We start from the raw sequence: 26,035 nt of genomic DNA on the forward strand, positions 1-26,035 counted from the left end.
TGGCCGCCGCGCCGCTCAGGCCAGCGCGTCGGTGACCGGTCGGAACTTCAGGGCGGTCTCGGCGACCTCGCGCGCCGGTTCCGACCCCGCGACGACGCCCGCGCCCGCCCAGGCCCGGACGGTGCCGTCGTCGTCGATCCGGGCGCTGCGGAGCGCCAGCATCCACTCGCCGTCGCCGGTGGCGCTCATCCAGCCCACCGGGCCGGCGTAGCGACCGCGGTCGACGCCCTCGAGCTCGGCGACGAGTCGGACGGCCACGTCGGTCGGGGTGCCCGCGACGGCGGCGGTCGGGTGCAGGGCGTCGGCGACGTCGAGCGAGGTGGTGTCCGGCGGCAGGGTCGCCTGCACGTCGGTCGCCAGGTGCCACAGGTTCGGCAGCTGCAGCCGGAACGGCTCGGGGTCGGCGCGCAACTCGGTCACGAGCGGGCGGAGCGAGGCGAGCAGGCTGTCGATCGCGAACGCGTGCTCGTCGACGTCCTTCGCGCTGGCGGCGAGGGCCTCGGCAGCGGCACGGTCCGACACCTCGTCTTCGCCGCGTGCGGCGCTGCCGGCCAGCACCCGCGCCGTCAACCGGGTGCCGTCGGTGCGGGCGAGCGTCTCGGGGGTCGCACCGACCAGGCCGTCGACCGCGAAGGTGACGCACTGCGGGTAGGCGGCGGCGAGGTCGAGCAGCAGGGCGCGGTGGTCGGCGTCCGCTGGCATCCTGCCGACGAGGTCGCGGGCGAGGACGACCTTCTGCGCGCTCCCGGCGGCGATGCGCCGCACGGCCTCGGCGACGTTGGCGGCGTAGGCGGCCTCGTCGATCCGGCCGGGGTGCAGCGCGACGGAGACGTGTGGTCCGACGTGGGGGACCGGCACCGAGGTCCGCGTGAACGTGAGCGGCTCGGCGCCGACGGTCGTGTCGATCGCCGTGAGCCAGGCCTTGCCGCGCCGACGGCCGATGACCACGCGCGGGACGATCAGGACGCTCTCGTCGGCGGAGTCGTCGGCGAAGGCGAAGGAGCCGAACGCGACCAGGCCGGAGCCGCGCAGCTGCACCGGGTCGTCGACGACGGCCGACTCCACGACGGTGCGCCACACCGCGGCGGCGTCGCGCATCCGGTCGGGGCCGGTGAACGTGAACCGCAGCGCCTCCCCGATGCCGACGATGCCGTCACCGTTCCGGACGAAGGCCAGGGGACGGTCGCGCAGGGTGTGGCGGAGGACGGTGCCCGGGTCGTCGAGGATCCGGGTGGAGACCGTCAGCGGGGGCGCCGCCGTGGTGGTTCGGGTCACGGCTCCGATGCTACGCGCGGTCGGTGGACCACCCGGCCGCGCGCTCGACGAGTGGGCCGTTGCTGCGAGTCCGGTGAACGTACGGTCGGGACCTCTAGGATTGGTCGGGTGAGCAGAGCGGACCTGAACAAGCGGCCGGACGAGGTGGCGGCGATGTTCGACGACGTCGCGGCCAAGTACGACCTCACGAACGACATCCTGTCGGCGGGCAACGCCCCGTTGTGGCGTGTCGCCACGGTGCGGGCGGTCGACCCGCAGCCCGGCGAGAAGGTCCTCGACATCGCCGCGGGCACCGGGACGAGTGCCGCGGCCTTCGCGAAGAAGGGGGCAGAGGTCAGCGCGCTCGACCTCTCCGCCGGCATGATCGCGGTCGGTCGCGAGCGGCACCCCGAGATCACCTTCGTCGAGGGCGATGCCGAGCACCTGCCCTTCGACGACGACACGTTCGACGCCGTCACGATCTCGTTCGGGCTGCGCAACGTGAACGACCCGAAGCAGGCGCTCGCCGAGATGCTGCGGGTCCTCAAGCCCGGCGGCCGAGTGGTCATCTGCGAGTTCTCGACCCCGCCGCGTGCGTTGCTGCGCCTCGGCTACGGCACCTACCTGAAGCGCGTGCTCCCGGGCATCGCGAAGCTCTCGAGCAGCAACCCCGCCGCCTACCGCTACCTCGCCGAGTCGATCGACGCGTGGCCGGACCAGCAGGTCCTCACCCAGTGGCTGCGCGGCGTCGGCTTCTCCGTGGTCGCCTACCGGAACCTCACGGCCGGTATCGTCGCACTGCACCGTGGCCGCAAGCCCGTCGCCGACACGGTGCGCGAGTCCGCGGCCCGTCGTGCGAAGGCACGCCGCGACCACCAGACCACCGGCGAGCAGCCGCGCGTCGACCCGGCCGACGACTGACCGGTCACCATCCCCCGAAGACGGAGCAGCACTTGAATCCGAGCGTCCCGGTCGCACGTCGCGCGCCGAGCCTCCGCGCCTCGCTGGGCATCGGCGAGCGGTTGTTCGCCACGCCCGCCGACCGCCGCTTCATCGCCGCCGTCGACGACGGTCTCGAGCTCGTCGAGCAGGGGCTCGAGGACGCCATGCGGTCCACGGACACCCTCGCCGACACCACGAGCCGCTACCTGCTGTCCGCGGGCGGCAAGCGGATCCGTCCGACGCTGACGCTGCTCATCGCGCAGCTCGGCGACGGGGTGACCGACGCCGTGGTCAAGGCCGCCGTCAGCATCGAGACGACCCACCTGGCGTCGCTCTACCACGACGACGTCATGGACGAAGCGCCCGTCCGCCGCGGGGTCCCCGCAGCGCAGATCACGTACGGCAACAACGTCGCGATCCTGACCGGCGACCTGCTCTTCGCCCGCGCCAGTCTCATCACCGCCGACCTGGGCACCGAGGGCATCCGGATGCAGGCCGAGACCTTCCAGCGCCTCTGCATGGGGCAGCTGCACGAGACCACCGGCCCGCAGCCCGACGACGACCCGGTCGAGCACTACATCCAGGTGCTCAGCGACAAGACCGGCTCGCTCATCGCGACCGCCGCCCGCGCCGGTGTCATGTTCTCCGGCGCCGACCGTGCCTACCTCGACGCCGTCGGGACCTTCGGCGAGAAGGTGGGCGTCGCCTTCCAGCTCGTCGACGACGTCATCGACCTGGCACCGGCGACGGACAAGACCGGCAAGATCGCCGGCAACGACCTCCGTGCCGGCGTCGACACGTTGCCGATGCTGCACCTGCGTCGGCACGCGGCGACCGACCCGGCGGCGCAGGACCTCGTCCTGCGCATCGAGCGCGACGTGAACGGCGCCCCGGACGACGCGGTCGGCTCCGTGCCGTACCAGTCGGCCGTCGCCGCACTGCGTGACCACGAGGCGACCGCGTCGACGCGCACGGTCGCGGTCCGCTGGGCCCGCGAAGCCGTGGACGCCCTCGCCCCGCTGCCCGACGGCACCGTCAAGCGGGCACTCACCCGCTTCGCCGACTCCGTCGTCGACCGCAGCCGCTGAACACCACCCGCGACCGGACGACCCCACGGTCGCCGCGCGGGACGCACCACCGGGAGCACCCCACCCGAACGAACTGGAGACGATCAGTGCCCACCCTCCGAATCGCCATCGTCGGCGCCGGACCCGCCGGCATCTACGCCGCGGACATCCTGCTGCGCGAGGCCCACGGACACGACGTGTCGATCGACCTGTTCGAGCAGCTCCCCGCGCCGTACGGACTCGTCCGCTACGGCGTCGCCCCCGACCACCCGCGGATCAAGGGCATCGTCAACGCCCTGCGCGACGTGCTCGACCGCGGTGTCGTCCGGCTGTTCGGCAACGTCCGCTTCGGCGAGGACATCACCCTCGAGGACCTCAAGAAGCACTACAACGCGGTCGTCTTCTCGACGGGCGCGATCAAGGACGCCGACCTCGACGTCCCCGGCGTCGACCTCCGGGGCTCCTACGGTGCCGCCGACTTCGTCAGCTGGTTCGACGGCCACCCCGACGTCCCGCGCACCTGGCCGTTGACCGCGAAGAGCGTCGCGGTGATCGGGGTCGGCAACGTCGCGCTCGACGTCTCCCGCATCCTCGCGAAGCACGCCGACGACCTGCTGCCGACCGAGATCCCGGCGAACGTGTACGAGGGCCTCAAGGCGTCGCCCGTCACGGACGTCCACGTCTTCGGCCGCCGTGGTCCCGCCCAGGTCAAGTTCACGCCGCTCGAGCTCCGCGAGCTCGGCGAGGTCCGTGACGTCGACATGGTCGTCTACGACGAGGACTTCGACCACGACGAGGCGTCGAAGACCGCGATCGCCACGAACAAGCAGGTCATGGTCATCAACCGGGTGCTCGAGCAGTGGCGCACCCGCGAGACCGGCCAGGCGAGCCGGCGGCTGCACCTGCACTTCTACGCGAAGCCGACCGAGTTCGTCGGCGACGAGCAGGGCAACCTCACCGCGATCCGGTACGAGCGCACCCGGCCGAACGGCGAGGGCGGTGTCGAGGGCACGGGCGAGATCCGTGAGATCCCGATCCAGGCGGCCTACCGTGCCGTCGGCTACTTCGGTTCCCCGCTGCCCGGGCTGCCGTTCGACGAGCGCCACGGCGTCATCCCGAACCACGAGGGCCAGGTCCTCGACGACGACAACCAGCAGATCCCGGGCGTCTACGCCACCGGCTGGATCAAGCGCGGCCCGGTCGGGCTCATCGGGCACACGAAGTCCGACGCCATGGAGACCGTGCAGCACATCGTCAACGACCAGGCGAGCTGGTGGATGCCGGAGGACCCCTCCGAGGGTGCGATCCCGGCCCTGCTCCGCGAGCGCGGCGTCGAGTACACCGACCTCGAGGGCTGGCACCACCTGGACACCCACGAGCTCGCGCTCGGTGCTGCCGAGGGCCGTGAGCGCATCAAGGTCGTGCCCCGCGACGAGATGATCGACGTGTCCCTCGGTCGCGTCGACGTGCCCACGAACTGACACCGATGACCGACACGCGCCCCGTCCCGCCCACCGCGGTGCGGGGCGCGTCCGCGTCCGGCGTGCGACTGCAGGGCGTCGACGTCGCACGGGCCGTCGCGCTGCTCGGCATGATGGCCGCGCACATCGGCGGCATCGCGGACCAGCTCGACTGGTCCGATCCGTCGACGTGGTCCGCCGTGGCGCACGGGCGCCCGTCCACGCTGTTCGCCGTCCTCGCCGGCGTCTCGATCGGCCTGACGAGCGGTCGCACGACTCCGCCAGGGCCCCCGACGATCGGGCGGGTCCGGGCGCGCCTGGCGATCCGCGCCGCGGCCGTCGTCGCAATCGGGTTCGTGCTCATCGCCCTGGACACTCCGGTCTACGTCATCCTGCCGACGTACGGAGTGCTGTTCCTGCTGGTGATCCCGGTGCTCCGGGTCCGCCCGGCGTGGCTCCTCGCCATCGCGGGCGCCTGCGCCGTGTTGTCGCCGATCGTCGCTGTCTCGACCGCACCGGCCTACGCCGACGCGGGCATGGTCGGACAGCAGCTCGGCCTGGTCTACCCCGTGGTCACCTTCCTGGCGTACGTCCTGGTCGGTCTCGCCGTCGCCCGAGCCGGGCTGGAGATGCGGGGCACGCAGGTCGTGCTCCTCGCGTCCGGCGCACTGGTCGCCGCCACCGCGTACGTCGTCGGCACGGTCCTCGCGCCGCTTCCGTCGGGGGCCGCGTTCGCGTTCCCGGGGGTCCCGTACGCCGCCGAGGGCAGCACGCCGGCCGAGGCCCTGGCCCAGCTCTTCCTGTCACCGCGCGACCACTCGTCGACGACGGTGGACGTGGTCGGCACCGCGGGGGTGGCGGTGGCGGTCATCGCGCTCTGCACCCTGGTGTTCGACGGGCGCGGGCGGGTCGCCGAGCGGATCGCGTTCCCGCTCGCCGCCGTCGGGTCGATGCCCCTGACGATCTACTCGGGACACCTCGTGGTGATCGCGATGCTGCCCGAGTACCCGGAGTCGGCCGAGGCGTGGGGCTGGTTCGCGCTGGGCTCGGTCGTGTTCGCGATGGTCTGGCGCCGGTTCCTCGGCCGGGGCCCGCTCGAGCGGGCCGTCGCGGCCCTGGCGTCCACCGTCCCGATGCGCTGAGCGCTCCTGCCGGGCCGATCCGGTCCCGGAGCGCTGCCGCACGGTGCAGCGTTGTTCATTCACCGCGGGCTTGCCCGCTGGGTGACACGCTGTCGCGACGCACCGTGCTGCCAAGGTCGCACCGGGTGGAGGACGACGCACCGTGCGCGGCAGAGACGAGCCGCGCCTCCCGTCCGCACCGTGCGTGGGTGGTTGCACGGCGCCCTGACCTGGTCGGAGCGCTGCGGCACGGTGCAGCGTTGTTCGTTCACCGCGGGCTTGCTCGCTGGGTGCCCCGCTGTGGCGACGCACCGTGCTGCCAAGGTCGCACCGGGTGGAGGACGACGCACCGTGCGCGGCAGAGGCGAGCCGCGCCTCCCGGTCGTCCGCTACTGCAGCGCTGCCGTGAGCCGCGCGACGTTGTCGAGCACCTTGGACCGGCGCGGACGGTCGACCCACTCGTCGAGCGTCAGCTCGAAGCTGTGCTCCTTGTAGGCGTCCTGCACCTCGCGCAGGGCATCGACGAAGCGGTGGCCCCGGACCATCACGGAGACCTCGAGGTTCAGGCTGAACGAGCGCATGTCCATGTTGCTCGACCCGATCACCGACACCTCGTCGTCGATGGTGAAGTGCTTGGCGTGCAGGATCGTCGGTGCCCGGTAGAGCCAGATCCGCACGCCGGCGCGGAGCAGTCCCTCGTAGTACGAGCGCTGCGCGTGCCACGTCATGGCGTGGTCGCCCATCTCGCCGACGAAGAGCTCGACCTCGACGCCGCGCTGGGCGGTCGTCGTGATGGCGTAGAGCATCGAGTCGTCCGGCACGAAGTACGGCGAGGTGATCGACACCTTCTTCTGCGCCGAGTAGAGCAGTGCGTTGAACAGGCGCAGGTTGTTCTCGCCGTCGAACCCGGGCCCGGACGGCACCACCTGGCAGTCGAGGGCGTCGCCGCGGTCGGCCCGCTGGACGGGGTCGCTCTCACGGAGCAGCAGTTCGTCCGTCTCGCTGTACCAGTCGGTGACGAACAGGGCGTTCAACCCCGCGACGACCGGTCCCTCGAACCGGGCGAACAGGTCCTTGTAGACCATGCCCTTCTCGATGTGCGACTTGATGTCGTACGAGGGGTCGATCAGGTTCTGCGAGCCGGTGAACGCGACCGAGCCGTCGATGACCATGATCTTCCGGTGGTTGCGCAGGTCGGGGCGCTGGAACTTCCCCTGCAGTGGCAGCAGCGGGAGCATGAGGTGCCACTCGATGCCGGCGCGGTCCATGAACGCCAGCGTGTCCTTGTACCCGGGGTAGCCGCGGCTGGCCCAGTGGTCGAGCAGGAACCGGACGGTGACACCGCGGGCCTGTGCACGGGCGAGCGCGTCGAAGAACGGCCGCGTGGTGTCGTCGAGCGTCGCGATGTAGAACTCGACGTGCACGAACCGGCGCGACTGGTCGATCGCCCGGGTCATCTCCGCGATCGACTCCTCGGAGTCGGGGTAGAGCTCCGCCGAGTTGCCGCCGACCAGCGGCATCGCGCCGAGTTCGCGGTTCAGCGTCGTGATGCTCTCGAGCCACAGCGGCCACGGGTGGTCACGGCGCACGCGTTCGATGCCCTCGGTCTGTTCGAGGATGTACGCGTTGATCTCGGTCTGCTTCTCACGCCGCGCACGCGGCAGCTTCGTCGACCCGATGACCAGGAAGACGATGAAGCCGATGTAGGGGATGAGGAAGATCGCCAGCAGCCAGGCGGTCGCCGTCTGCGGCTTCCGGTTGATCGGGACGTAGATGATCGAGAAGACGCGGATCGCCAGGTCCAGCAGGACGGCCAGGACCGTGATCGCGACGGTGAGCCAGTGCTCCACGGACGTCAGCGGAAGTTGATGTACTGCAACGGGACGTCGAACTCTTCACCCTTGAGGAGCTGGATCGTGTTCTGGAGGTCGTCGCGGCTCTTCGAGGAGACCCGCAGTTCGTCGCCCTGGATCTGGCTCTTCACGGTCTTCGGGGCGTTGGCCCGCAGGAACGCACCGATCTTCTTCGCGACGTCCTGCTCGATGCCGTTCTTGAACTTCACCTCGATGCGGTACTCCTTGCCCGAGGGGTAGGGGTCGCCAGCGTCGAGGCTCTTCAGGCTGATGTTGCGCTTGATCGCCTTGCTCTGCAGGACGTCGAGGACGGCCTTCGCGCGCTCTTCCGAGTTCGCCTTGATGAGGACGTCCTCGCCGCTGAAGGCGACCGACGCGTCCGCGCCCTTGAAGTCGTACCGCTGCTCGATCTCCTTGGCCGCCTGGTTGAGGGCGTTCTCCGCCTCCATCTTGTCGACCTTGCTGACCACGTCGAAGGAACTGTCTGCCATGCCGGACAGCCTAACGGCGGACGGGAGGCCCGGTTCCGGTCGCGCAGATCGGTTCGCGGTGGTCACGACCACCGTTCCGGATCCGCTATGCTTTTGTGCGCGCCTTCGGTTGGTGATCACACCGGCTGGGTGCGCATGGCAAGTTACCCAAGCGGCCAAAGGGATCTGACTGTAAATCAGCCGGCGTAGCCTTCGGGGGTTCGAATCCCTCACTTGCCACCATCGCGAAGCCCCGTCCGACCCGGACGGGGCTTTCGTCGTCCCTGGCAGGATCGGTGCATGGCATCCGACTGCACACCGTCCCAGTTCGCCGACCTCGCCGAGACGATCGCGCGCGAAGCGGCCACGCTCGCCGCGCGACGACGGGCCGAGGGCGTCGAGGTCGCCGACCGGAAGTCGAGCATCGTCGACGTGGTCACGGCGGCGGACCGCGAGGTCGAGGCGCTCATCCGCGCCCGGATCGCCGAGGCCCGGCCGGACGACGCGTTCCACGGCGAGGAGTCCGGCTCGGCGTCGGGGGAGTCGGGCATCACCTGGGTCGTCGACCCGATCGACGGCACGGTGAACTACCTGTACGGCAGCGCCGAGTACGGCGTGAGCATCGGCGTCGTGCGGGGTTCCGCCGACCCGACGACGTGGGAGCCGATCGCCGGTGTCGTCGTCGCTCCCGCGACCGGGGTGGTGTTCCGTGCCGCTGCCGGACAGGGCGCCACCCGTGACGGCGTGCCCCTGTCCGTCAGTGCTCCGGCCTCGCTCGCCGAGACACTCGTGGCGACGGGCTTCGGGTACACGGCGGACCGGCGCCGCGAGCAGGTGTCCGTGCTCGCCGGGCTGATCGGCGAGGTGCGGGACATCCGGCGCGGGGGAGCGGCGTCGCTCGACTGCTGCGCGGTCGGGACCGGGGTCGTCGACGCCTACTACGAGCGCGGGATCAACCCGTGGGACATGGCCGGCGGCTCCGTCGTCGCGCGCGAGGCCGGAGCGTCGGTCCGCATCTGGGAGGCCGGCGGCACCCGTTCCTTCCTGTTCGCGAGCCCCGCGGTGGCCGACGACCTCGAGGCGCTGCTGCGCGGGCTGGAAGCGGAGGCGCTCGGCATCTGAGGTCCGTCGGTCCCTCGGTCTGGGGGTGCCCGGTGGACATGACCACGACTGGCGACGTGCGACGACGTTTGCTACCGTGCTCAGGTCCCGTTATCTGCTCGTTACCAACGAGCGCGCCCCTTCCCCGATCAGGATCGCCACCGCACGCATGCCCCACTCCCCACTGACGTCCGTCCCCACCGGTCCCGTCGACGCCGCCACCCCGGTCGTCCACCTGACCCGACGAGCACGGATCGAGGCGGAGCGAGCGGCTGCGAAGGGTGCTCCCGTCACGCAGGACCACGCGCAGGACGTCGCACCTGCCCGTGCCGCAGGCCCGTCGTTCGACGAGGTCGTCGGGCTGACCACACCGTCGTCGGCCGCGGCTCCTGTGTCGCCGATCGACCTCGCACCGGTGTCGCCCGCGCTGCCCGAGTCGGCGGTCCGTCCGGCCTCCCGCATCACGACGCCGCCGGCTCCCACGTCGCCGGACGTCCGCGCCACGGCGCCGCGCACCGCGACGGCTGCAGCGGAGTCCATCGCGCCCCAGCCCCGCCGTGTCATCGGCCAGGTCCCGGCGTCCCGTCGGCGGACCGGCCGTGCCGCACCGGCCGTGCAGGTCGACCGCGCCACCCGGCACATCGCGGCCAGCCGCACCGCTGCCGCGCCCGCCCCGTCTGCTGCTGCCCGGAAGCAGGGTGCCTCGTTCCGCCGGGCGGCCTCGCGCGTGACGGCGGTCGGTGCGCTCCTCTTCGTCGCCGGTCTCGTCGTCTCGACGTCGCTGCCCGCCCAGGCGCTCTACGTGCCGGAGACCGGCTCGACCGCGGCCCGGTCGACGGCGAGCGGTGCGACCCAGTCGATGAGTGTCAGCGCCGCAGCCGACGGGTCGACGAGCCGCGACCAGTACACGGTGTCGGACGCCACGCAGTACAAGAACGTCGACGCCTCGAGCTTCACCAACGACCCGACCGGCACGATCCAGTGGCCGTTCCTCACCGGCGTCCCGATCACCTCCGGCTTCGGCGGTCGTCAGGTCGCGGGCTGCTCGTTCTGCTCGACGAACCACATGGGCGTCGACTTCGCTCCCGGCGAGGGCACCCCGATCCGGGTGATCGCCGCCGGCACCGTCATCAAGGTCCAGGCGAACGACGGTGGCTTCGGCAACGACGTCTGGGTGGAGCACGACGTCGACGGCAAGCAGTTCGTCAGCGTGTACGGCCACATGGAGGACAACTCCTTCAAGGTGGTCACCGGTCAGCAGATCGAGGTCGGCGACGAGCTCGGTCTCGTGGGCAGCACGGGCAACTCCACGGGCCCGCACCTGCACCTCGAAGTGCACGTCGACGGGGTCCCCGTGGACCCGCTGGCGTGGCTCCAGACCAACGCGAACTAGCGGTCGCCGACGCGGCACGCCCGGGCGTCTCGCCCGGTTCCGGAGCAGCGTCGGAGGTCTGCTATCCTCGTGTGGTGCCGTTCGCGGCACATCGCCCCGATAGCTCAGTGGTAGAGCACCTCCATGGTAAGGAGGGGGTCGTCAGTTCAATCCTGACTCGGGGCTCCGACCCGGTGCGCGTGTCGCTCCGGATCTCTGGCGGGGTAGCTCAGTTGGTTAGAGCACACGACTCATAATCGTGGGGTCGCGGGTTCAAGTCCCGCCCTCGCTACAGCAAGCCCGGCGATCTGTTCGCCGGGCTTCCGTCGTTCCCGGGCTGCGTGCACAGCGGTGCGGACGCACTTCGGCTGTGCACTGGACCAGGTGCGTGCCAGGAGGCGCGTGGCGGACGCACACCGGGCCTCCCGTCCGCCCTGGGGTCGGCCCTACAGCGCGGAGTGCGACCCGGTGTCGGTCCGCGTCTGCAGCACGCCGGCCGCGCGCAGCGCGCGCTCGATCGCCGCGTTCACCTCGTGCCACGCGGCCCGTCGACGGCTCGCGCCGATGCTGCCACCGGAGACGGCCGTGCCGTGTCCGCGGTGCCGCAGCGTGATCGTGGTGGAGGCCCCGGTGACGGTCGTCGACAACTCGTAGCGGCGGAACTCGCGGGACGGGTGCACGAGCGCGCCCAGGAGGATCGTCAGCAGTCGGTTGCCGGTCGTCGCGGTGAGGGTCCCACCGGTCGACTCGACGTGGTGTCCCGCCGTGCGGAGTGCCGCGCCGGCGACCTCCATCGCGGTGCACCGGTCGCCCGTGTGCACGGCGAACTCGGTCCTGGTGTCCATGGTTGCTCCCCCCGTCCCCTGATCCGGTGTCGCGACCGGACCGCCGATTCCCCCGAACCGGCCCGGCAAGCCTAGCCGATGCATCCTCAGTATCGACAGGCCCCCGGACGGGCGTCGGTAGACTGCCGACGTGTCAGTGAACCCCGAGCTCGTCGGCAGGACGTTCCCGCCGGCCCAGCCCTACCTGGTCGGTCGCGAGAAGGTGCGCGAGTTCTCGCGCGCGGTGTTCGCGACCAACCCCGTCCACCACGAACCCGACGCGGCCCGCGCCGCCGGGTACGCCGACGTCGTCGCCCCGCCGACCTTCGCGGTCGTCGTGCAGGAAGCGACCCTCGCCCAGCTCCTGGCCGAGCCGGACGCCGGCATCGACTTCTCCCGTGTCGTCCACGGCGAGCAGTCCTTCACCTACGACCGGCCCATCGTGGCCGGTGACGAACTCACCGCGACCCTGACCGTCACGAGCGTCAAGACGCTCGGCGGCAACGCGATGGTCACGGCCCAGAGCACGATGAACGACGCCTCGGGGGAGCACGTCGTCACGGCGACGTCCACCCTCGTGGTCCGAGGAGACGACGCATGACCGCCGCACCCGCCACCGCGATCGAGGTCGGCACGGTCGTCGCCGAGCGCGAGGTGCACGTCACCCGCGACTCGCTCGTCCGCTACGCCGGCGCCTCCGGTGACTTCAACCCGATCCACTACCGCGACGACGTCGCCGCCTCGGTCGGCCTGCCGGGCGTCCTCGCGCACGGCATGCTCACCATGGGCCTCGCCGTGCAGCCGGTCTCCGAGTGGCTCGGCGACAGCGGCTGGGTCGCGGGCTACGGCGTCCGCTTCACCCGCCCCGTCGTCGTGGACCCGGAGCAGGGCGCGACCATCGGCATCGTCGCCAAGGTCGGGACCGTCGACGACGACGGCCGACCGAAGCGCATCGACCTCACCGTGACCGCCGGCGGGCAGACCGTGCTCGGCAAGGCGCAGGTCACGGTGGCGTTCCGCTGACCGTGCACGAGCCGGTGCTCGCCGACCTCACGACGCTCGGCGTCGGTGGGGCGGCCGCGCGGCTGCTCACGGCCACGACGACTGACGAGCTCGTCGCCCACACGCGCACCGCATGGGACGACCACGAGTGGCTGGTCCTCGGCGGCGGCAGCAACGTGCTGGTCGCCGACTCCGGCTTCGACGGCACCGTCGTCCTGGTCCGCACCACGGGGGTGGACGCCGACACGGACGCCGACGGCGTCACCGTCCGCGTCGCGGCCGGCGAACCCTGGGACGCGTTCGTCGCCACCACCGTCGCGAACGGCTGGACCGGCCTGGAGGCCCTCAGCGGCATCCCGGGCACCGTCGGCGCCGCCCCCGTGCAGAACATCGGCGCCTACGGGGTCGAGCTCTCCGACGTGCTCACCCGGGTCGAGTTCCTCGATGCGGCCACGGGGGAGCGCACGTGGGTGCCCGCGGCCGAGCTGGCGCTCGGCTACCGCACGTCGACCCTCAAGCACGGACGCCGCGGTGTCGTGCTGACGGTCGAGTTCCGGCTCGGCACGGCGGGGGAGCACGGCGTGCCGGTGCGGTACGCCCAGCTCGCCGGTTCGCTCGGGGTCGACCTCGGTGCCCTCGTGGAACCCACGACGGTCCGCGACGAGGTCCTGCGCCTCCGCGCCTCGAAGGGCATGGTGCTCGACGCCGACGACCGGGACACCTGGAGCGCCGGGTCGTTCTTCACGAACCCGATCGTGTCCGCGGCCTTCGCCGAGACCCTCCCCGCCGACGCGCCACGGTGGCCGGCCGGCGACGACGTCAAGCTCAGCGCCGCCTGGCTCATCGAGCACGCCGGGGTGCACCGTGGCTACGCCGTGCCGGGGTCGCACGCGGCGATCTCGTCGAAGCACACCCTGGCCCTGACCAACCGTGGCGGCGCGACGGCGGCCCAGGTGGCCGAGCTCGCGCGCTACGTGCAGGTCACGGTCCTGAACCGCTTCGGGGTGTCGCTCGTGCCGGAGCCCGTGGTGGTCGGCGACCTGCTCGACTGAACGAACCGGCACGACCCGGCCACGGGCCTCCCGGAACGGCGAACGGGCCACCTCGACGAGGCGGCCCGTTCTGTGATCGGGGGGACTACGCGAAGAACTTCGCCAAGCGGGCCACACCCTCGGCGATGTCGTCGTCGCCGAGCGCGTACGACAGGCGCAGGTAGCCGGACGGACCGAAGGCCTCGCCCGGGACGACCGCGACCTCGGCGTGCTCGAGGATCAGGTCGGCCAGCTCGAGGGTCGTCGTCGGGGTCGAGCCCGCCCACTCGCGACCGAGCAGTGCGGTGACGTCGGGGTAGACGTAGAAGGCGCCCTGTGGGGTCGGCGTGACGAAGCCCGGGATCGCGTTGAGCCCGGCGACGATGGCCTGGCGACGGCGGTCGAAGGCCTCGCGCATGGCCGCCACCGGCTCCTGCGGCCCGGTGAGCGCGGCGATCGCGGCGCGCTGGGACACGTTCGACACGTTCGACGACAGGTGCGACTGCAGGTTCGACGCGGCCTTGACCGCGTCGGCGGGACCGATGAACCAGCCGACGCGCCACCCGGTCATCGCGTAGGTCTTCGCGACGCCGTTGACCAGGATCGTGGTGTCGGCGAGGGCCGGCACGGCGTCGAGGATGCCGGTGAAGCGGAGTCCGTCGTACACGAGGTCCTGGTAAATCTCGTCGCTGATCACCCAGATGCCGTGCTCGAGTGCCCACTCGCCGATGGCCGTGGTCTGCTCGGCGGTGTACACGGCGCCGGTCGGGTTCGACGGCGAGCAGAACAGCAGCGCCTTCGTCTTCGGGGTGCGCGCGGCCTCGAGCTGCTCGACGGTGACGAGGTAGCCCTGGTCGCTGCCGGCGAAGACCTCGACCGGCTCGCCACCGGCCAGGCGGATGGCCTCGGGGTAGGTGGTCCAGTACGGGGCGGGGAGCAGGACCTCGTCGCCGGCGTCGACGATCGTCTGGAACGCCTGGTAGACGGCCTGCTTGCCGCCGTTGGTGACGATCACCCGCGACGGGTCGACGGTGATGCCGGACTCGCGTGCGGTCTTCTCGGCGATGGCCTGCTTCAGCTCCGGCAGACCGGTCGCCGGCGTGTACCGGTGGTTCTTCGGGTCCTGTGCGGCCTCGACCGCGGCGACGACCACGTGGTCGGGCGTGGCGAAGTCGGGCTCGCCGGCGGCGAAGGAGATGACGGGTCGGCCCGCGGCCTTCAGGGCCTTGGCCTTCGCGTCGACCTTGAGTGTCGCGGACTCGGCGATCGCCGCGATGCGGGACGCGATGCGCGGCCGATCGGTCGGCGCGGCGGCGGGGGTTGCGGTGGACTCGGGGCCGGGGGCTGCGGTGCTCACGGGTGCCAGCCTATCGGCGCGGCACGCCGTGGAGGGGGCCAAGTGGACACCGTGTGACGGACTCCCGTACACTCGACCACCGGAACACGATCGGTGACGGACGTGCTCTGAAGGGCGGTGGCTCAATTGGTAGAGCAGCGGTCTCCAAAACCGCAGGTTGCAGGTTCGAGTCCTGTCCGCCCTGCAACTCTGGAAGGGTAGAAGTTGGCGAGCAAAGACATGGAGACGACGGCGGACGACGTCGTCGCCAAGGCGAAGCAGGACCGGGCCGAGCGCCGGGGTCCGATCGCTGCCATCGTGCTCTTCATCCGTCAGGTGATCGGCGAACTGCGCAAGGTCGTGACGCCGACCCGCAAGGAGCTCTTCAGCTACACGCTGGTCGTGCTCGTCTTCGTCGTCGTGATGATGATCCTGGTGTCGATCCTCGACTTCGTGTTCGGTCTCGGCGTCGGGTACGTCTTCGGCAACGGGCCCACGGCCTGACCCGGACGTCGACTGCCGAGTGCGGCAGTCCACTGGAGTACGGTCGCCCGAGACGGTGCCGATCGTGACCAGGACCGTCCGCCATCCCGACCCGCACCACCGAACGGAAAGAATCGACTGTGTCTGACTACTCCCGCGACGACATCGACCTCGCGACGGCTGCCGAGCAGTCCTCCGAGGTCGAGGAGAACCAGGAAGGCGACGTCGAGACCGGCGAGGAGCGCTCCGCCGAGTCCGCCGAGGAGCGCGCGATCTCCGTCGAGTCCGAGGACGACGAGTCCCTCGGCATCGACGAGGAGCTGACGGCACTGCAGGAGTCCAAGGACCCCGAGGCCGACGCCGTCGTCGAGGACGCCCTCGAGATCGACTCCGCTGACGAGGCCGAGGCCGCCGTCGAGGCGGTCGAGGACGAGGAAGAGATCGAACTCGAGTCCGAGACCGCCGAAGAGGCGAACGAGACCCTCGCCGCCGACGAAGCGATCGACGCCGAGGACGACGACGCCGAAGAACCCGAGGTCGACCCGTACGAGGCCTTCAAGGTCGAGCTGCGGATGAAGCCGGGCAAGTGGTACGTCATCCACTCCTACGCGGGCTTCGAGCGCCGCGTGAAGTCGAACATCGAGAACCGCATGGTGTCGATGTCGATGGAGGAGTCGATCTACCAGGTCGAGGTCCCGATGGAGGACGTCGTCGAGATCAAGAACGGGCAGCGCAAGCTGGTCACTCGCGTCCGGATCCCCTCGTACGTGCTCGTCCGCATGGACCTCAACGAGGACTCGTGGTCCGTCGTCCGGCACACCCCCGGTGTCACCGGCTTCGTCGGCAACGCCCACAACCCGACGCCGCTCCGTTTCGACGAAGCGTTCGGCATGCTCAAGTCCCTCGTGCAGGTCGCCGAGGCCGCCCCGACCAAGGGTGGCTCGAAGTCCGGCGGTTCCCTGCAGGCGCAGCCCGCGGCCGAGGTCGACTTCGAGGTCGGCGAGACGATCACCATCAAGGAAGGCTCGTTCGCGGGCCTGCCGGGTTCGATCTCCGAGATCAAGCCGGAGAGCGGCAAGCTCACCGTCCTCGTCTCGCTGTTCGAGCGCGAGACCCCGGTCGAGCTCAGCTTCGACCAGGTCACGAAGCTCTAGTCCAGGTCTCCCCGTTCGGGTAGACTCATCGAGTTTGGGCCCGCACGCCTCGTGCGTGTGGGCCTTCACCGCGGTCCGGAACGGCCGGACCAGCGGGAGAGTGCACGGATCCCCGTGCGTTCGATTCCAGGAGGAAGACAAGTCATGGCACCGAAGAAGAAGGTCACGGGCCTGATCAAGCTGCAGATCAACGCGGGAGCCGCCAACCCGGCCCCGCCGATCGGTCCGGCACTCGGTCAGCACGGCGTCAACATCATGGAGTTCTGCAAGGCGTACAACGCGGCGACCGAGTCGCAGCGTGGCAACGTCGTGCCGGTCGAGATCACCGTCTACGAGGACCGTTCGTTCACGTTCGTCCTCAAGACCCCGCCGGCCGCTGAGCTCATCAAGAAGGCTGCTGGTGTGCAGAAGGGGTCCGCGACCCCGCACACGGTCAAGGTCGCGAAGATCTCGATGGACCAGGTCCGTCAGATCGCCGAGACCAAGCAGGCCGACCTGAACGCCAACGACATCGAGCAGGCCGCGAAGATCATCGCCGGCACCGCACGCTCGATGGGCATCACGGTCGAGGCCTAAGCACCGATCGGGCTCCGGCCCACACCCAGACACCTTTCCGTGGGAGAGCCGCGCCGGCTCGTCAACCACGTATCTCGCAAGGAGACCACCATGGCGAAGAAGTCCAAGGCCTACGAAGCCGCGGCCGCGAAGATCGAGGCCGACAAGTTCTACACCCCGACCGAGGCAGTCGCCCTGGCCAAGGAGACCGGCTCTGCGAAGACCGACTCCACGGTCGAGGTCGCACTGAAGCTCGGCGTCGACCCGCGCAAGGCGGACCAGATGGTCCGCGGCACGGTCATCCTGCCGCACGGCACGGGCAAGACCGCCCGCGTCATCGTGTTCGCGACGGGTGCAGCGGCCGAGGCCGCGATCGCAGCCGGCGCCGACGAGGTCGGTGGCGACGAGCTCATCGCGAAGGTCGCCGAGGGCTACACGTCCTTCGACTCCGCCGTCGCGACGCCCGAGCTCATGGGCAAGGTCGGTCGTCTCGGCAAGGTGCTCGGCCCGCGTGGCCTCATGCCGAACCCGAAGACCGGCACCGTGACCCCGAACGTGGCGCAGGCCGTCAACGACATCAAGGGCGGCAAGATCGAGTTCCGCGTCGACAAGCACGCCAACGTGCACTTCGTCGTCGGCAAGGCCTCGTTCACCCCGGAGCAGCTCGACGAGAACATCTCGACCGCGCTCGAGGAGATCAACCGCCTCAAGCCGAGCTCCTCGAAGGGCCGTTACGTCATGAAGGGCGCCGTCTCGACGACCTTCGGCCCCGGCATCCCGCTGGACGTCAACAGCATCTGATCTCCTGATCAGTCTCGAAGAGGCCCGCACCGGTTCCGGTGCGGGCCTCTTCGCATGTCGGGCCCGGCGTCCCGGTAGCGTGGTGTCGTGCGCACCCTCGTGAACTCGCTCCGGCTCATCGCCGTCATCGCCGTCGTCGTCGCGATCGTCGCCCAGTGGCTCGTCAGCTCGAAGACGGACGTCTACAACCCGTGGAACTTCTTCGGCTACTTCACGATCCAGTCGAACGTCATCATCGCCGTGGCCCTGGCGGTGACCCTCGTCGCCTCGGCCCGCCGCAAGCGTGGGGATCTGCGGGTGAGCCTGCTCCGGGGCGCCGGCACGGTCTACATCGCCACGACCGGGATCGTCTACAACACCCTGCTGACGAACGTCGACGTGTCGGCGAGCGTGCAGTGGTCGAACGACGTCCTGCACAAGGTCATCCCCGCGTACGCCGTGCTCGACTGGCTGCTGTTCTCGGACCGGTCGAAGCTGCTCCTCCGCCACGTCTGGTGGTTCCTGATCTACCCGGCGGTGTGGACGATCGTCATCCTGATCCGGGGCGCGACCGACGGCTGGGTGCCGTACCCGTTCCTCGACCCCGCGCAGGGGTACGGGGTCGTGGCGATCTACTGCGTCGGCGTGGGTGTCTCGATCGGGTTGCTCGGCGTCCTCGTCGTGGGGATGAGCCGGCTCCGACTCGTCAAGGTCTGAGCTGACGGGCTACGAACGGAAGTCGCGCAGCTTGTCGAGCACCAGGTCGGCGAGCTGCACGAGTCCGCGGATCTGGTCGTCGTCACGGTCGACCCAGCGGCACTCGGGCTCGTCGGCGACGGGGACGAAGCCGTCGTGGCGCTCCCAGACGAACAGGGTGCGGTCGGCACCGAGCACGTACTGCTGCCACCAGATCTGCCGCAGGTAGTGCCGGGGGATGCTCCGCCAGCCCTTCGCGGTGGTCTTGATCTCGGCGAGCACCACCCGCGAGCCCTGGACACCGACGCCGTCGGGGGTGGCGAGGTGCGCCCGGTTCGCAGCGGCGTGGAACAGGTGCGCCGAGGGCTGGATGCCGTGTGTGGCCGCGACCCAGGCGGCGATGTGGGGCTCGCGGTCCTTGCCGTGCTCGGTGAACGCGTTGCCGGAGAACCGTGAGCCGTAGCGCTTCTCGGTGACGACGGCCTCGACCGCGTGCAGCGAGGCGAGCCGAGCGACGTCGGTCGCGGTGATGCCCGCGGCGCGGGCGCGGAGCCAGGCGAAGCGGTCCGAGGAGTGCGCGACGATCCGCTCGGTGTGGCCGCGCAGGGCGGTGAACGCGTCGCGCCCGGGGACCGCAGCCGGCGTGGCGGAGGCAGACAGCTCCTCCAGTCCGGGGTCCAGGTCGCCCCACAGGGTGGGCTGCACGATCGTCACCCGTCGATTCTCCCCCCGACCACCGGCAGGACCGAATCCGACGCGCTCACGAGTGTGGCGTGTGCGTCAGGAGACCAGCTCGCGCCCCTCGGCGTAGGCGACCAGCTCGTCGACCCCGGCGGGGGAGAGCGCGTAGCCGATCGCGAGCGCCGCTGCGCCCTGCAGCGCGGCGAGCGACCCCGCACGCGACTGGGCGATGACGAGGTGTTCGGTGGCGAGCGGCATCGACCGCGAGTAGACGACCTCGCGGACGCCGGCGAGCAGGTGCTCACCAGCCTGCGTGATCGAGCCGCCCAGGACGATCACCGACGGGTTCATGAGCGAGACGCACGTGGCGAGCACCTCGCCGATGTCGCGGCCCGCCTGTCGGACGGCGTAGATGGCGTCGAGGTCGGAGCGGTTCACCAGGTCCAGCACGTCGGCGCCGGTGTGGGCGTCGTGCCCCTTCGCACGCAGGGCACGGGCGATCGCCGGACCGGACGCGACCGCCTCGAGGCACCCGGTGTTGCCGCAGTGGCAGGGGACGTCGCCGGCGCGGGACACCCGCACGTGGCCGATGTCACCGGCGGTGCCCTGGGCACCGCGTTGCAGCTCGCCGTCCGACACGATGCCGGACCCGATGCCGGTGGCGACCTTGACGAACAACAGGTGGTCGACGTCGGGCCAGCCGTGCTCCCGTTCGCCGAGGGCCGCGATGTTCACGTCGTTGTCGAGCAGGACGTGCGCCGCGATGTGCTGGCGGAGCCACGACGGCACGTCGAAGCCGTCCCACCCGGGCATGATCGGCGGGTTCGCCGGGCGTCCGGTCGAGAACTCCACCGGACCGGGCACGCCGATCCCGATGGCGATGACGTCCTGTCGGGCGCGACCGACCTCGTCGAGCAGCTCGTCGATGGTGGCGACCAGCCACGACAGGGTCTCCACCGGGCCGGCGGCGATGTCGATGCGTGCTTCACGGGTGGCGAGCGGGGCGGCGACCAGGTCGGTGACGGCGACACGGCCGTGCGAGGCGCCGAGGTCGGCGGCGATCACGAGCCGGGCGCGGGGCTTCAGCGCCACCTGGGCCGGCGGCCGTCCTCCGGTGGAGACGGCGGTGTCGACGGGGCCGACGAGACCGACCTCGATGAGGGAGTCCAGGCGCACGCCGATGGTGGAGCGTGCGAGTCCTGTCAGTGCGGCGAGCTCGGCCCGGGTCCGCGGCACGCCGTCGCGGAGGATCTGGAAGAGCTCGCTCGTCCCGACCGGAGGCGACGCTGCCGTCCGAGTCAAGTCGACCATGGGGGGAGTGAAGCACACATCGAACGCGCCACGCAACGAAGTTCGTCGACCTTCCACGAACTTCTGCTTGACCGCCGACAGAAGTGGTCATAGTGTGACGCTCGGTCAGTGACGACCGCACCATCTCGACGAGGAGAACCCCTGGTGACCCAACCGATCTCGGTTCAGCTCTACACCGTCCGCGACGCCCTCTCGGCCGACCTGCCCGGCACGCTCCAGCGCATCGCCGACATCGGCTACACGAACGTCGAGGCCTTCGGATTCGTCGACAACGCCGACGAACTCGCCGCCGCGCTCCGCGACGCCGGACTCGCCGCCCCGAGCGGACACGCACGACTGCTGGACGCCGGCGAGCAGGACCTCGAGCGGATCTTCCACGCGAGCGTCACCGTCGGACTCGGCACCCTCATCGACCCGCACATCGACGAGGCCCGCTGGACCACCCGCGAGGACGTCGAGGCCATCGCCCGCGAACTCAGCGCCCTCGCCCCCCGCGCGGCCGACCACGGCCTGGTGCTCGGCTACCACAACCACGCGTTCGAGTTCTCGAACCGCATCGACGGCGTGAGCGCCTACGAGGTCTTCGCCGACGCGCTGTCCGACGACGTCGTGCTCGAGCTCGACACCTACTGGGTCAAGGTCGGCGGTGACGACCCGGTGGCGATCATCGGCAAGTACGGCGACAAGATCGAGTTCCTGCACGTCAAGGACGGCGACGGCTCGCACGACGACGACAAGCAGGTCGCCGTGGGCAACGGCATCATGCCGATCCGCGAGATCCTCGCTGCCGCACCCGACGCGCTCCACGTCGTCGAGCTCGACGGCCACGAGGGCGACGTCTTCCAGGCGGTCGCCGACTCCTACACGTTCCTCGAGGGGGCCCGCGCATGACCGACACCACGGCGTCCACCGCCCTCGACAGCAGCACCCGGACCGGCCGCGTCGGCGTCGGCGTCATCGGTGCCGGGGTCATCTCCGACCAGTACCTGTCGAACCTCACCGTCTTCCCCGACGTCGAGGTCCGCTTCATCGCCGACATCGACCTGCCGCGCGCAGCCGCCCAGGCCGAGAAGTGGGGCGTCGCCGGGTCGGGCACCGTCGAGGAGCTCCTGGCCGACGACGACATCGAGATCGTCGTCAACCTCACGATCCCGGCCGCCCACGTCGAGGTCGCCCTGCAGGTCCTCGCCGCCGGCAAGCACGTGTGGGGCGAGAAGCCCTACGCCCTCGACCGCGAGAGCGCGACCGAACTCCGTGACGCCGCACGCGCCGCGGGCAAGACCGTCAGCGTCGCACCCGACACCTTCCTCGGTGCCGGCCTGCAGACCGCGCTCCGCACCATCCGCGACGGCCGCATCGGCAAGCCGCTCAACGGCCTGACGCTCTTCCAGAGCCCCGGCCCGGAGTCCTGGCACCCGAGCCCCGAGTTCCTCTTCGCGTACGGTGCGGGCCCGCTGTTCGACATCGGCCCGTACTACATCACCACCCTGGTGCAGACGTTCGGTCCGGTGAAGAAGGTCACGGCGACGGCGTCGAAGTCCCGCGCCACGCGCACGATCGGCTCCGGCCCGAAGGCGGGCACCGAGTTCCCCGTCGACGTCCCGACGAACCACTCCGCACTGATCGAGTTCGAGGACGGCGGGAGCGCGCAGAGCGTCTTCTCGTTCGAGTCGGACCGCGGTCGCACGGGCGTCGTCGAGATCGCGGGCGAGACCGGCACCGTCGTGTTCCCGGACCCGAACAACTTCGACGGCGACACCGAGCTGTACGCGCTCGGCGCCGAGGAGCCCGAGACGATCCCCGCGGTCGGCTCCACCTACTCGCGCGGCACCGGCGTGGTCGACCTCGCCCGCTCGCTCCGCGCAGGCGACGAGAACCGGGTCCCCGGTGCCCTCGCCTTCCACGTCCTCGACGTGATGGTCTCCATCGCCGAGGCGGCAGAACGTGGCGAGGCGGTGCTCGTCGAGAGCACCGTGTCGCCCTCCCAGACCCTCCCAGAGGGTTGGGACCCCGCGGAGCAGACCCTGGCCTGACCGGCCCGGATCCGCCCCGCACACCACAGCAGCACCCGAAGATCCATCCCGCACCACCCCTGCACCATCTCAACGACGAGAAAGTAGAGAGTCATGCGCACTGCCATCCGCGCACTGGCCATCACCGCGGCCGCCGCACTCACCGTGACCGGCCTCGCAGCCTGCTCCTCCGGATCGTCCGGTTCCTCCGGCGACTCCAAGACGCTCACCTACTGGGCGTCCAACCAGGGCACGTCGCTCCAGAACGACAAGGAGGTGCTGACCCCCGTCCTCAAGAAGTTCACGAAGGAGACCGGCATCAAGGTCGACCTCCAGGTCATCGGCTGGAACGACCTGCAGACGAAGATCCAGACCGCCGTCACCTCGGGCCAGGGCCCGGACGTCGTCAACATCGGCAACACCTGGGCCACCTCGCTCCAGGCAACCGGTGCGTTCCAGGAGTACGGCGACTCCGAGATGAAGGCGATCGGCGGTGCCGACAAGTTCGGCAAGGTCGCGCTCTCCACCGGTGGCGCCCCCGGCAAGACCGTCACGAGCGTCCCGCTCTACGGCCTCGCGTACGGCCTGTACTACAACAAGTCCATGTTCAAGGACGCCGGCCTCGAGGCACCGACCACGTGGGAAGACCTCACGGCGGACGCCAAGAAGCTCACGACCGGCGGCAAGTACGGCTTCACCATCGCCGGTGGTTCGTACACCGAGAACTCGCACTTCGCGTTCATCACCTCGGCGCAGAACGGTGGCGAGTGGTTCGACAAGGACGGCAAGCCGACCTTCACCGACAAGGCGAACGTCGACGGCATCAAGCGCTACCTCGACCTGATGCAGTCCGACAAGGTCGTCAACACCTCGAACGCGCAGTACGACAACGGCACGCAGGCCGTCTCGGACTTCGCGAACGGCAAGGCCGCGATGATGCTGACGCAGAACAACGCGAACGCGACGATCACCTCGCAGGGCATGAAGACGGACGAGTTCGGCGTCGTGCCGTTCCCGACCACCGCTGACGGCGCGGACATCGCGTCGTTCCCGGCCGGCATCAACCTGTCGATCTTCAAGAACACGAAGAACAAGGACGGCGCGCTCAAGTTCGTCAAGTACATGACGAGCGCGGACACGCAGACCACGCTCGACAAGCCGTACTCGGCCCTCCCGGTGCTCGCCGCCGCGGCCGACTCGGTCACCGACGAGCAGACGAAGACGTTCCTCGACATCTACAACAACAAGGCCAAGCCCCTCCCGCTGGTCCCCGCCGAGGACCAGTTCGAGTCCACCGTCGGCAAGGCGATGAACGACATGTTCGCCAAGATCGCCACCGGCGGCTCCGTGTCCGACAGCGACATCAAGACCGCGCTGCAGACCGCCCAGGACCAGGTGTCCCAGGCGAACGGCTGATCCAGCCAGGAGGCCCGGGGCGCGTCCGCAAGGACGCCCCGGGCCTCCACCCCTCGCGTCCACAGCCGGACGCGCCGGGGCAGGTCGTCACCGGCCCCACAGCCCCAGAGCCGGCCATCCGCCGGCAGTGAGCGTCCCGTCTCACGCACGCCGTGCCTCCCGTCCGCTGCCACGGACCGGAGTGCGAAGCACCCGAACCCCCTCCTGCCGAAAGGCCCCCGCCCATGTCCACGACGGTCCTGCCCGATGCGGAGCGCATCGACCTGACGCACACGAAGGGCTCGACGCTGTCGGGCCGTCCGCCAGGTCGCAAGCGCAAGACCAACTGGCTGCCCTACGCGCTCGTCGCGCCGGCCATCCTGTTCGAGCTGCTCATCCACATCGTCCCGATGCTCACCGGCATCTGGATCTCGTTCATCCAGCTCACCAAGTACTTCATCGCCAACTGGGGCGCTGCACCCTTCGCGGGACTGCACAACTACTCGGTCGTCGTCGACTTCGACCAGGCGATCGGCAAGGGCGTCCTGCACTCCTTCCTGATCACCTGCGGCTTCACGGTGCTCGTCGTCGGCCTCTCCTGGACCTTCGGCATGGCCGCCGCGGTCGCACTGCAGAAGCCGTTCAGGGGCCGCGGGCTGTTCCGCACCCTGTTCCTGGTGCCGTACGCGCTGCCGATGTACGCCGGCATCATCACCTGGAAGTTCATGTTCCAGCGTGACTCCGGCGCCGTGAACCACGTCCTGGTCGACCAGTTGCACCTGTTCAACGGCACCGGCCCGTTCTGGCTGATCGGCTCGAACGCCTTCGTCTCCGTCGTCGTCGTGGCGATCTGGAAGACCTGGCCCTTCGCCTTCCTGATGCTGATGGCCGGCCTGCAGTCCGTGCCGAACGACGTGTACGAGGCCGCCTCGGTCGACGGTGCGAAGCCGTTCCGGCAGTGGCGCTCGATCACGCTGCCGATGGTCCGCCCGGTCAACGTGACGCTCGTGCTCGTGATGTTCCTCTGGACCTTCAACGACTTCAACACGCCGTTCGTGCTGTTCGGCTCGACCGCGCAACCCCCGGCCGCGGACCTGCTGAGCTTCCACATCTACAACGCGTCCTTCATCACCTGGAACTTCGGCTCCGGTGCCGCGATGAGCGTCCTGCTCCTCATCTTCCTGCTCATCGTCACCGGCATCTACCTCGCCGTGACCAACCGGAGGTCCGTCCGTGCGTGAGACATTCGGCGCCAAGTCCTTCAAGGTCGTGACCCTGGTCATCCTGACCCTGTTCACGGTCGTGCCCCTCTACGTGATGATCACCACGGCCATCAAGCCGCTCGGTGACGTGCAGAACGACTTCACGTGGATCCCGACCAACATCACCATCCAGCCGTTCATCGACATGTGGTCGACGGTGCCGCTCGGCAAGTACTTCGTGAACTCGCTCGTGGTCTGCACGGTCGCCACGGTGTTCTCGCTGATCATCGCGACGTTCGCCGCCTACGGTGTCTCGCGCTGGAACTTCAAGGGCAAGAGCACCTTCACCACCGCGGTGCTCTCCACCCAGATGTTCCCCGGCGTGCTGTTCCTGCTCCCGCTGTTCCTCATCTTCACGAACCTCGGGAACTCGCTCGGCATCCAGCTCGTCGGCAGCTGGACCGGCCTGATCATCACGTACCTGACGTTCACGCTCCCGTTCTCGATCTGGATGCTCGCCGGCTACTTCGAGACGATCCCGCGTGAGCTCGACGAGGCCGCGATGGTCGACGGTTCCGGCCCGATGGGTGCCCTCTTCCGGGTCATCCTGCCCTCGGCCCGCCCGGGTCTGGTCGCGGTCGGCATCTACTCGTTCATGACGGCCTGGGGCGAGGTGCTCTTCGCCTCGGTCATGACCAACGGCGACGGGCAGACCCTGGCGGTCGGTCTGCAGCAGTACTCCACGCAGACGAACGTGTACTGGAACCAGATCATGGCCGCGTCCCTGGTCGTGTCCATCCCCGTGGTCATCGCGTTCCTCATCGTGCAGCGCCAGTTCGTGGCCGGCTTGACCGCCGGTGCGGTGAAGTAGCCGGTCGCACCCCGGCCCCGAGACTCGGGCTGGGCGACAGTCCTCGTGCCATCGCGCCCGAG

Annotated in this window: 26 protein-coding genes and 4 tRNA genes; 23 read left to right on the plus strand and 7 right to left on the minus strand. The window is 70.0% G+C overall.

The window, feature by feature from the left end; genetic code table 11:
• Positions 1-15: 15 nt before the first annotated feature.
• Positions 16-1,275: an isochorismate synthase gene (locus ITJ69_RS05565; protein ID WP_194672217.1), complete on the minus strand. Its 1,260-nt coding sequence runs from the start codon at positions 1,273-1,275 to the stop codon at positions 16-18.
• Between the two features lie 108 nt (positions 1,276-1,383).
• Between ITJ69_RS05565 and ITJ69_RS05570 the strand changes: the two genes are divergently transcribed.
• The 4 genes from ITJ69_RS05570 to ITJ69_RS05585 all read left to right on the plus strand — a co-directional run bounded on the left by ITJ69_RS05570 (position 1,384) and on the right by ITJ69_RS05585 (position 5,865).
• Positions 1,384-2,175 (plus strand): demethylmenaquinone methyltransferase, encoded by a 792-nt coding sequence (locus ITJ69_RS05570; RefSeq protein WP_111084274.1) that lies wholly within the window; start codon positions 1,384-1,386, stop codon positions 2,173-2,175.
• A gap of 32 nt (positions 2,176-2,207) precedes the next feature.
• Positions 2,208-3,284 (plus strand): polyprenyl synthetase family protein, encoded by a 1,077-nt coding sequence (locus ITJ69_RS05575; protein ID WP_111084273.1) that lies wholly within the window; start codon positions 2,208-2,210, stop codon positions 3,282-3,284.
• 86 nt (positions 3,285-3,370) lie between these two features.
• Complete coding sequence (locus ITJ69_RS05580; RefSeq protein WP_194672218.1) at positions 3,371-4,744, plus strand: FAD-dependent oxidoreductase; 1,374 nt, start codon at positions 3,371-3,373, stop codon at positions 4,742-4,744.
• A gap of 5 nt (positions 4,745-4,749) precedes the next feature.
• Positions 4,750-5,865 carry a heparan-alpha-glucosaminide N-acetyltransferase domain-containing protein gene (locus ITJ69_RS05585; protein WP_194672219.1) on the plus strand — a complete coding sequence of 372 codons (1,116 nt, stop codon included), beginning with the start codon at positions 4,750-4,752 and terminating at the stop codon, positions 5,863-5,865.
• Between the two features lie 368 nt (positions 5,866-6,233).
• Here the strand turns inward: ITJ69_RS05585 and cls are convergent, their stop codons facing one another.
• Both cls and ITJ69_RS05595 read right to left on the minus strand, forming a co-directional pair.
• The gene (cls, locus tag ITJ69_RS05590; protein WP_123338849.1) at positions 6,234-7,694 is read right to left on the minus strand and encodes a cardiolipin synthase; all 1,461 of its coding nucleotides are present in this window, start codon (positions 7,692-7,694) and stop codon (positions 6,234-6,236) included.
• Positions 7,695-7,699: 5 nt separating this feature from the next.
• Entirely contained in the window at positions 7,700-8,188 is a 489-nt protein-coding gene (locus ITJ69_RS05595) for a YajQ family cyclic di-GMP-binding protein (RefSeq protein ID WP_111084269.1), read from the minus strand.
• Between the two features lie 137 nt (positions 8,189-8,325).
• On the opposite strand from ITJ69_RS05595, the gene ITJ69_RS05600 reads away from it, so the two are divergent.
• The 5 genes from ITJ69_RS05600 (at position 8,326) to ITJ69_RS05620 (ending at position 10,932) form a co-directional block, all read left to right on the plus strand.
• Positions 8,326-8,410, plus strand: a tRNA-Tyr gene (locus tag ITJ69_RS05600).
• Positions 8,411-8,467: 57 nt separating this feature from the next.
• Positions 8,468-9,289, plus strand: a complete 822-nt coding sequence (locus ITJ69_RS05605; protein WP_194672220.1) for an inositol monophosphatase family protein — start codon at positions 8,468-8,470, stop codon at positions 9,287-9,289.
• Between the two features lie 148 nt (positions 9,290-9,437).
• Complete coding sequence (locus ITJ69_RS05610; protein WP_194672221.1) at positions 9,438-10,661, plus strand: M23 family metallopeptidase; 1,224 nt, start codon at positions 9,438-9,440, stop codon at positions 10,659-10,661.
• Positions 10,662-10,754: 93 nt separating this feature from the next.
• Positions 10,755-10,826: transfer RNA gene (locus tag ITJ69_RS05615), tRNA-Thr, on the plus strand.
• A 32-nt stretch (positions 10,827-10,858) separates the two neighbouring features.
• Positions 10,859-10,932: transfer RNA gene (locus tag ITJ69_RS05620), tRNA-Met, on the plus strand.
• 154 nt (positions 10,933-11,086) lie between these two features.
• On the opposite strand, the gene ITJ69_RS05625 is transcribed toward ITJ69_RS05620, so the two are convergent.
• A complete protein-coding gene (locus ITJ69_RS05625) occupies positions 11,087-11,485 on the minus strand; it encodes a hypothetical protein (RefSeq protein WP_131845699.1) in 399 nt (132 codons plus the stop codon).
• 130 nt (positions 11,486-11,615) lie between these two features.
• Between ITJ69_RS05625 and ITJ69_RS05630 the strand changes: the two genes are divergently transcribed.
• Genes ITJ69_RS05630 through ITJ69_RS05640 form a run of 3 tightly spaced genes read left to right on the plus strand, consistent with a single transcriptional unit; the run spans position 11,616 to position 13,518 of the window.
• Entirely contained in the window at positions 11,616-12,065 is a 450-nt protein-coding gene (locus ITJ69_RS05630) for a MaoC family dehydratase N-terminal domain-containing protein (protein ID WP_123292106.1), read from the plus strand.
• Positions 12,062-12,487, plus strand: a complete 426-nt coding sequence (locus ITJ69_RS05635) for a MaoC/PaaZ C-terminal domain-containing protein (RefSeq protein WP_123292107.1) — start codon at positions 12,062-12,064, stop codon at positions 12,485-12,487. Before ITJ69_RS05630 ends, ITJ69_RS05635 begins: the two co-directional genes overlap by 4 nt.
• A 2-nt stretch (positions 12,488-12,489) precedes the next feature.
• Positions 12,490-13,518 (plus strand): UDP-N-acetylmuramate dehydrogenase, encoded by a 1,029-nt coding sequence (locus tag ITJ69_RS05640; RefSeq protein WP_194672222.1) that lies wholly within the window; start codon positions 12,490-12,492, stop codon positions 13,516-13,518.
• Between the two features lie 85 nt (positions 13,519-13,603).
• On the opposite strand, the gene ITJ69_RS05645 is transcribed toward ITJ69_RS05640, so the two are convergent.
• The gene (locus ITJ69_RS05645) at positions 13,604-14,785 is read right to left on the minus strand and encodes a pyridoxal phosphate-dependent aminotransferase (RefSeq protein WP_131921844.1); all 1,182 of its coding nucleotides are present in this window, start codon (positions 14,783-14,785) and stop codon (positions 13,604-13,606) included.
• A 180-nt stretch (positions 14,786-14,965) separates the two neighbouring features.
• Between ITJ69_RS05645 and ITJ69_RS05650 the strand changes: the two genes are divergently transcribed.
• The 6 genes from ITJ69_RS05650 to ITJ69_RS05675 all read left to right on the plus strand — a co-directional run bounded on the left by ITJ69_RS05650 (position 14,966) and on the right by ITJ69_RS05675 (position 18,522).
• Positions 14,966-15,038 (plus strand) — tRNA-Trp (locus tag ITJ69_RS05650).
• A 35-nt stretch (positions 15,039-15,073) separates the two neighbouring features.
• On the plus strand, positions 15,074-15,337 hold the full coding sequence (gene secE, locus ITJ69_RS05655; protein WP_228504884.1) for a preprotein translocase subunit SecE: 264 nt from the start codon (positions 15,074-15,076) through the stop codon (positions 15,335-15,337).
• Positions 15,338-15,456: 119 nt separating this feature from the next.
• Entirely contained in the window at positions 15,457-16,470 is a 1,014-nt protein-coding gene (gene nusG, locus ITJ69_RS05660) for a transcription termination/antitermination protein NusG (protein WP_194672223.1), read from the plus strand.
• A gap of 144 nt (positions 16,471-16,614) precedes the next feature.
• Entirely contained in the window at positions 16,615-17,046 is a 432-nt protein-coding gene (gene rplK / locus ITJ69_RS05665; RefSeq protein WP_022906459.1) for a 50S ribosomal protein L11, read from the plus strand.
• Positions 17,047-17,136: 90 nt separating this feature from the next.
• Positions 17,137-17,826, plus strand: coding sequence for a 50S ribosomal protein L1 (gene rplA, locus ITJ69_RS05670; RefSeq protein ID WP_123292110.1), 690 nt, complete (start codon positions 17,137-17,139; stop codon positions 17,824-17,826).
• A gap of 87 nt (positions 17,827-17,913) precedes the next feature.
• Positions 17,914-18,522 carry a Pr6Pr family membrane protein gene (locus tag ITJ69_RS05675; protein WP_123938622.1) on the plus strand — a complete coding sequence of 203 codons (609 nt, stop codon included), beginning with the start codon at positions 17,914-17,916 and terminating at the stop codon, positions 18,520-18,522.
• Positions 18,523-18,531: 9 nt separating this feature from the next.
• Here the strand turns inward: ITJ69_RS05675 and ITJ69_RS05680 are convergent, their stop codons facing one another.
• Positions 18,532-19,215, minus strand: coding sequence for a YqaJ viral recombinase family protein (locus tag ITJ69_RS05680; RefSeq protein ID WP_123938623.1), 684 nt, complete (start codon positions 19,213-19,215; stop codon positions 18,532-18,534).
• 66 nt (positions 19,216-19,281) lie between these two features.
• Positions 19,282-20,493: an ROK family transcriptional regulator gene (locus ITJ69_RS05685; protein ID WP_185002799.1), complete on the minus strand. Its 1,212-nt coding sequence runs from the start codon at positions 20,491-20,493 to the stop codon at positions 19,282-19,284.
• 144 nt (positions 20,494-20,637) lie between these two features.
• Here ITJ69_RS05685 and ITJ69_RS05690 point away from each other — a divergent pair, with 144 nt between their 5' ends.
• The 5 genes from ITJ69_RS05690 (at position 20,638) to ITJ69_RS05710 (ending at position 25,973) form a co-directional block, all read left to right on the plus strand.
• Positions 20,638-21,384: a sugar phosphate isomerase/epimerase family protein gene (locus ITJ69_RS05690; protein WP_111084257.1), complete on the plus strand. Its 747-nt coding sequence runs from the start codon at positions 20,638-20,640 to the stop codon at positions 21,382-21,384.
• Complete coding sequence (locus tag ITJ69_RS05695) at positions 21,381-22,526, plus strand: Gfo/Idh/MocA family protein (RefSeq protein WP_123938624.1); 1,146 nt, start codon at positions 21,381-21,383, stop codon at positions 22,524-22,526. The genes ITJ69_RS05690 and ITJ69_RS05695 overlap by 4 nt, the downstream gene beginning before the upstream one ends.
• Before the next feature lie 93 nt (positions 22,527-22,619).
• Positions 22,620-23,921, plus strand: coding sequence for an ABC transporter substrate-binding protein (locus tag ITJ69_RS05700; RefSeq protein ID WP_123938625.1), 1,302 nt, complete (start codon positions 22,620-22,622; stop codon positions 23,919-23,921).
• A gap of 224 nt (positions 23,922-24,145) precedes the next feature.
• Positions 24,146-25,141: a carbohydrate ABC transporter permease gene (locus ITJ69_RS05705; RefSeq protein ID WP_111084254.1), complete on the plus strand. Its 996-nt coding sequence runs from the start codon at positions 24,146-24,148 to the stop codon at positions 25,139-25,141.
• Positions 25,134-25,973 (plus strand): carbohydrate ABC transporter permease, encoded by an 840-nt coding sequence (locus ITJ69_RS05710; RefSeq protein ID WP_111084253.1) that lies wholly within the window; start codon positions 25,134-25,136, stop codon positions 25,971-25,973. Before ITJ69_RS05705 ends, ITJ69_RS05710 begins: the two co-directional genes overlap by 8 nt.
• Positions 25,974-26,035: the final 62 nt, after the last annotated feature.

It is taken from the genome of Curtobacterium sp. VKM Ac-2887 (assembly GCF_015350935.1).
In the GTDB taxonomy this organism is placed as follows: Bacteria; Actinomycetota; Actinomycetes; order Actinomycetales; family Microbacteriaceae; genus Curtobacterium.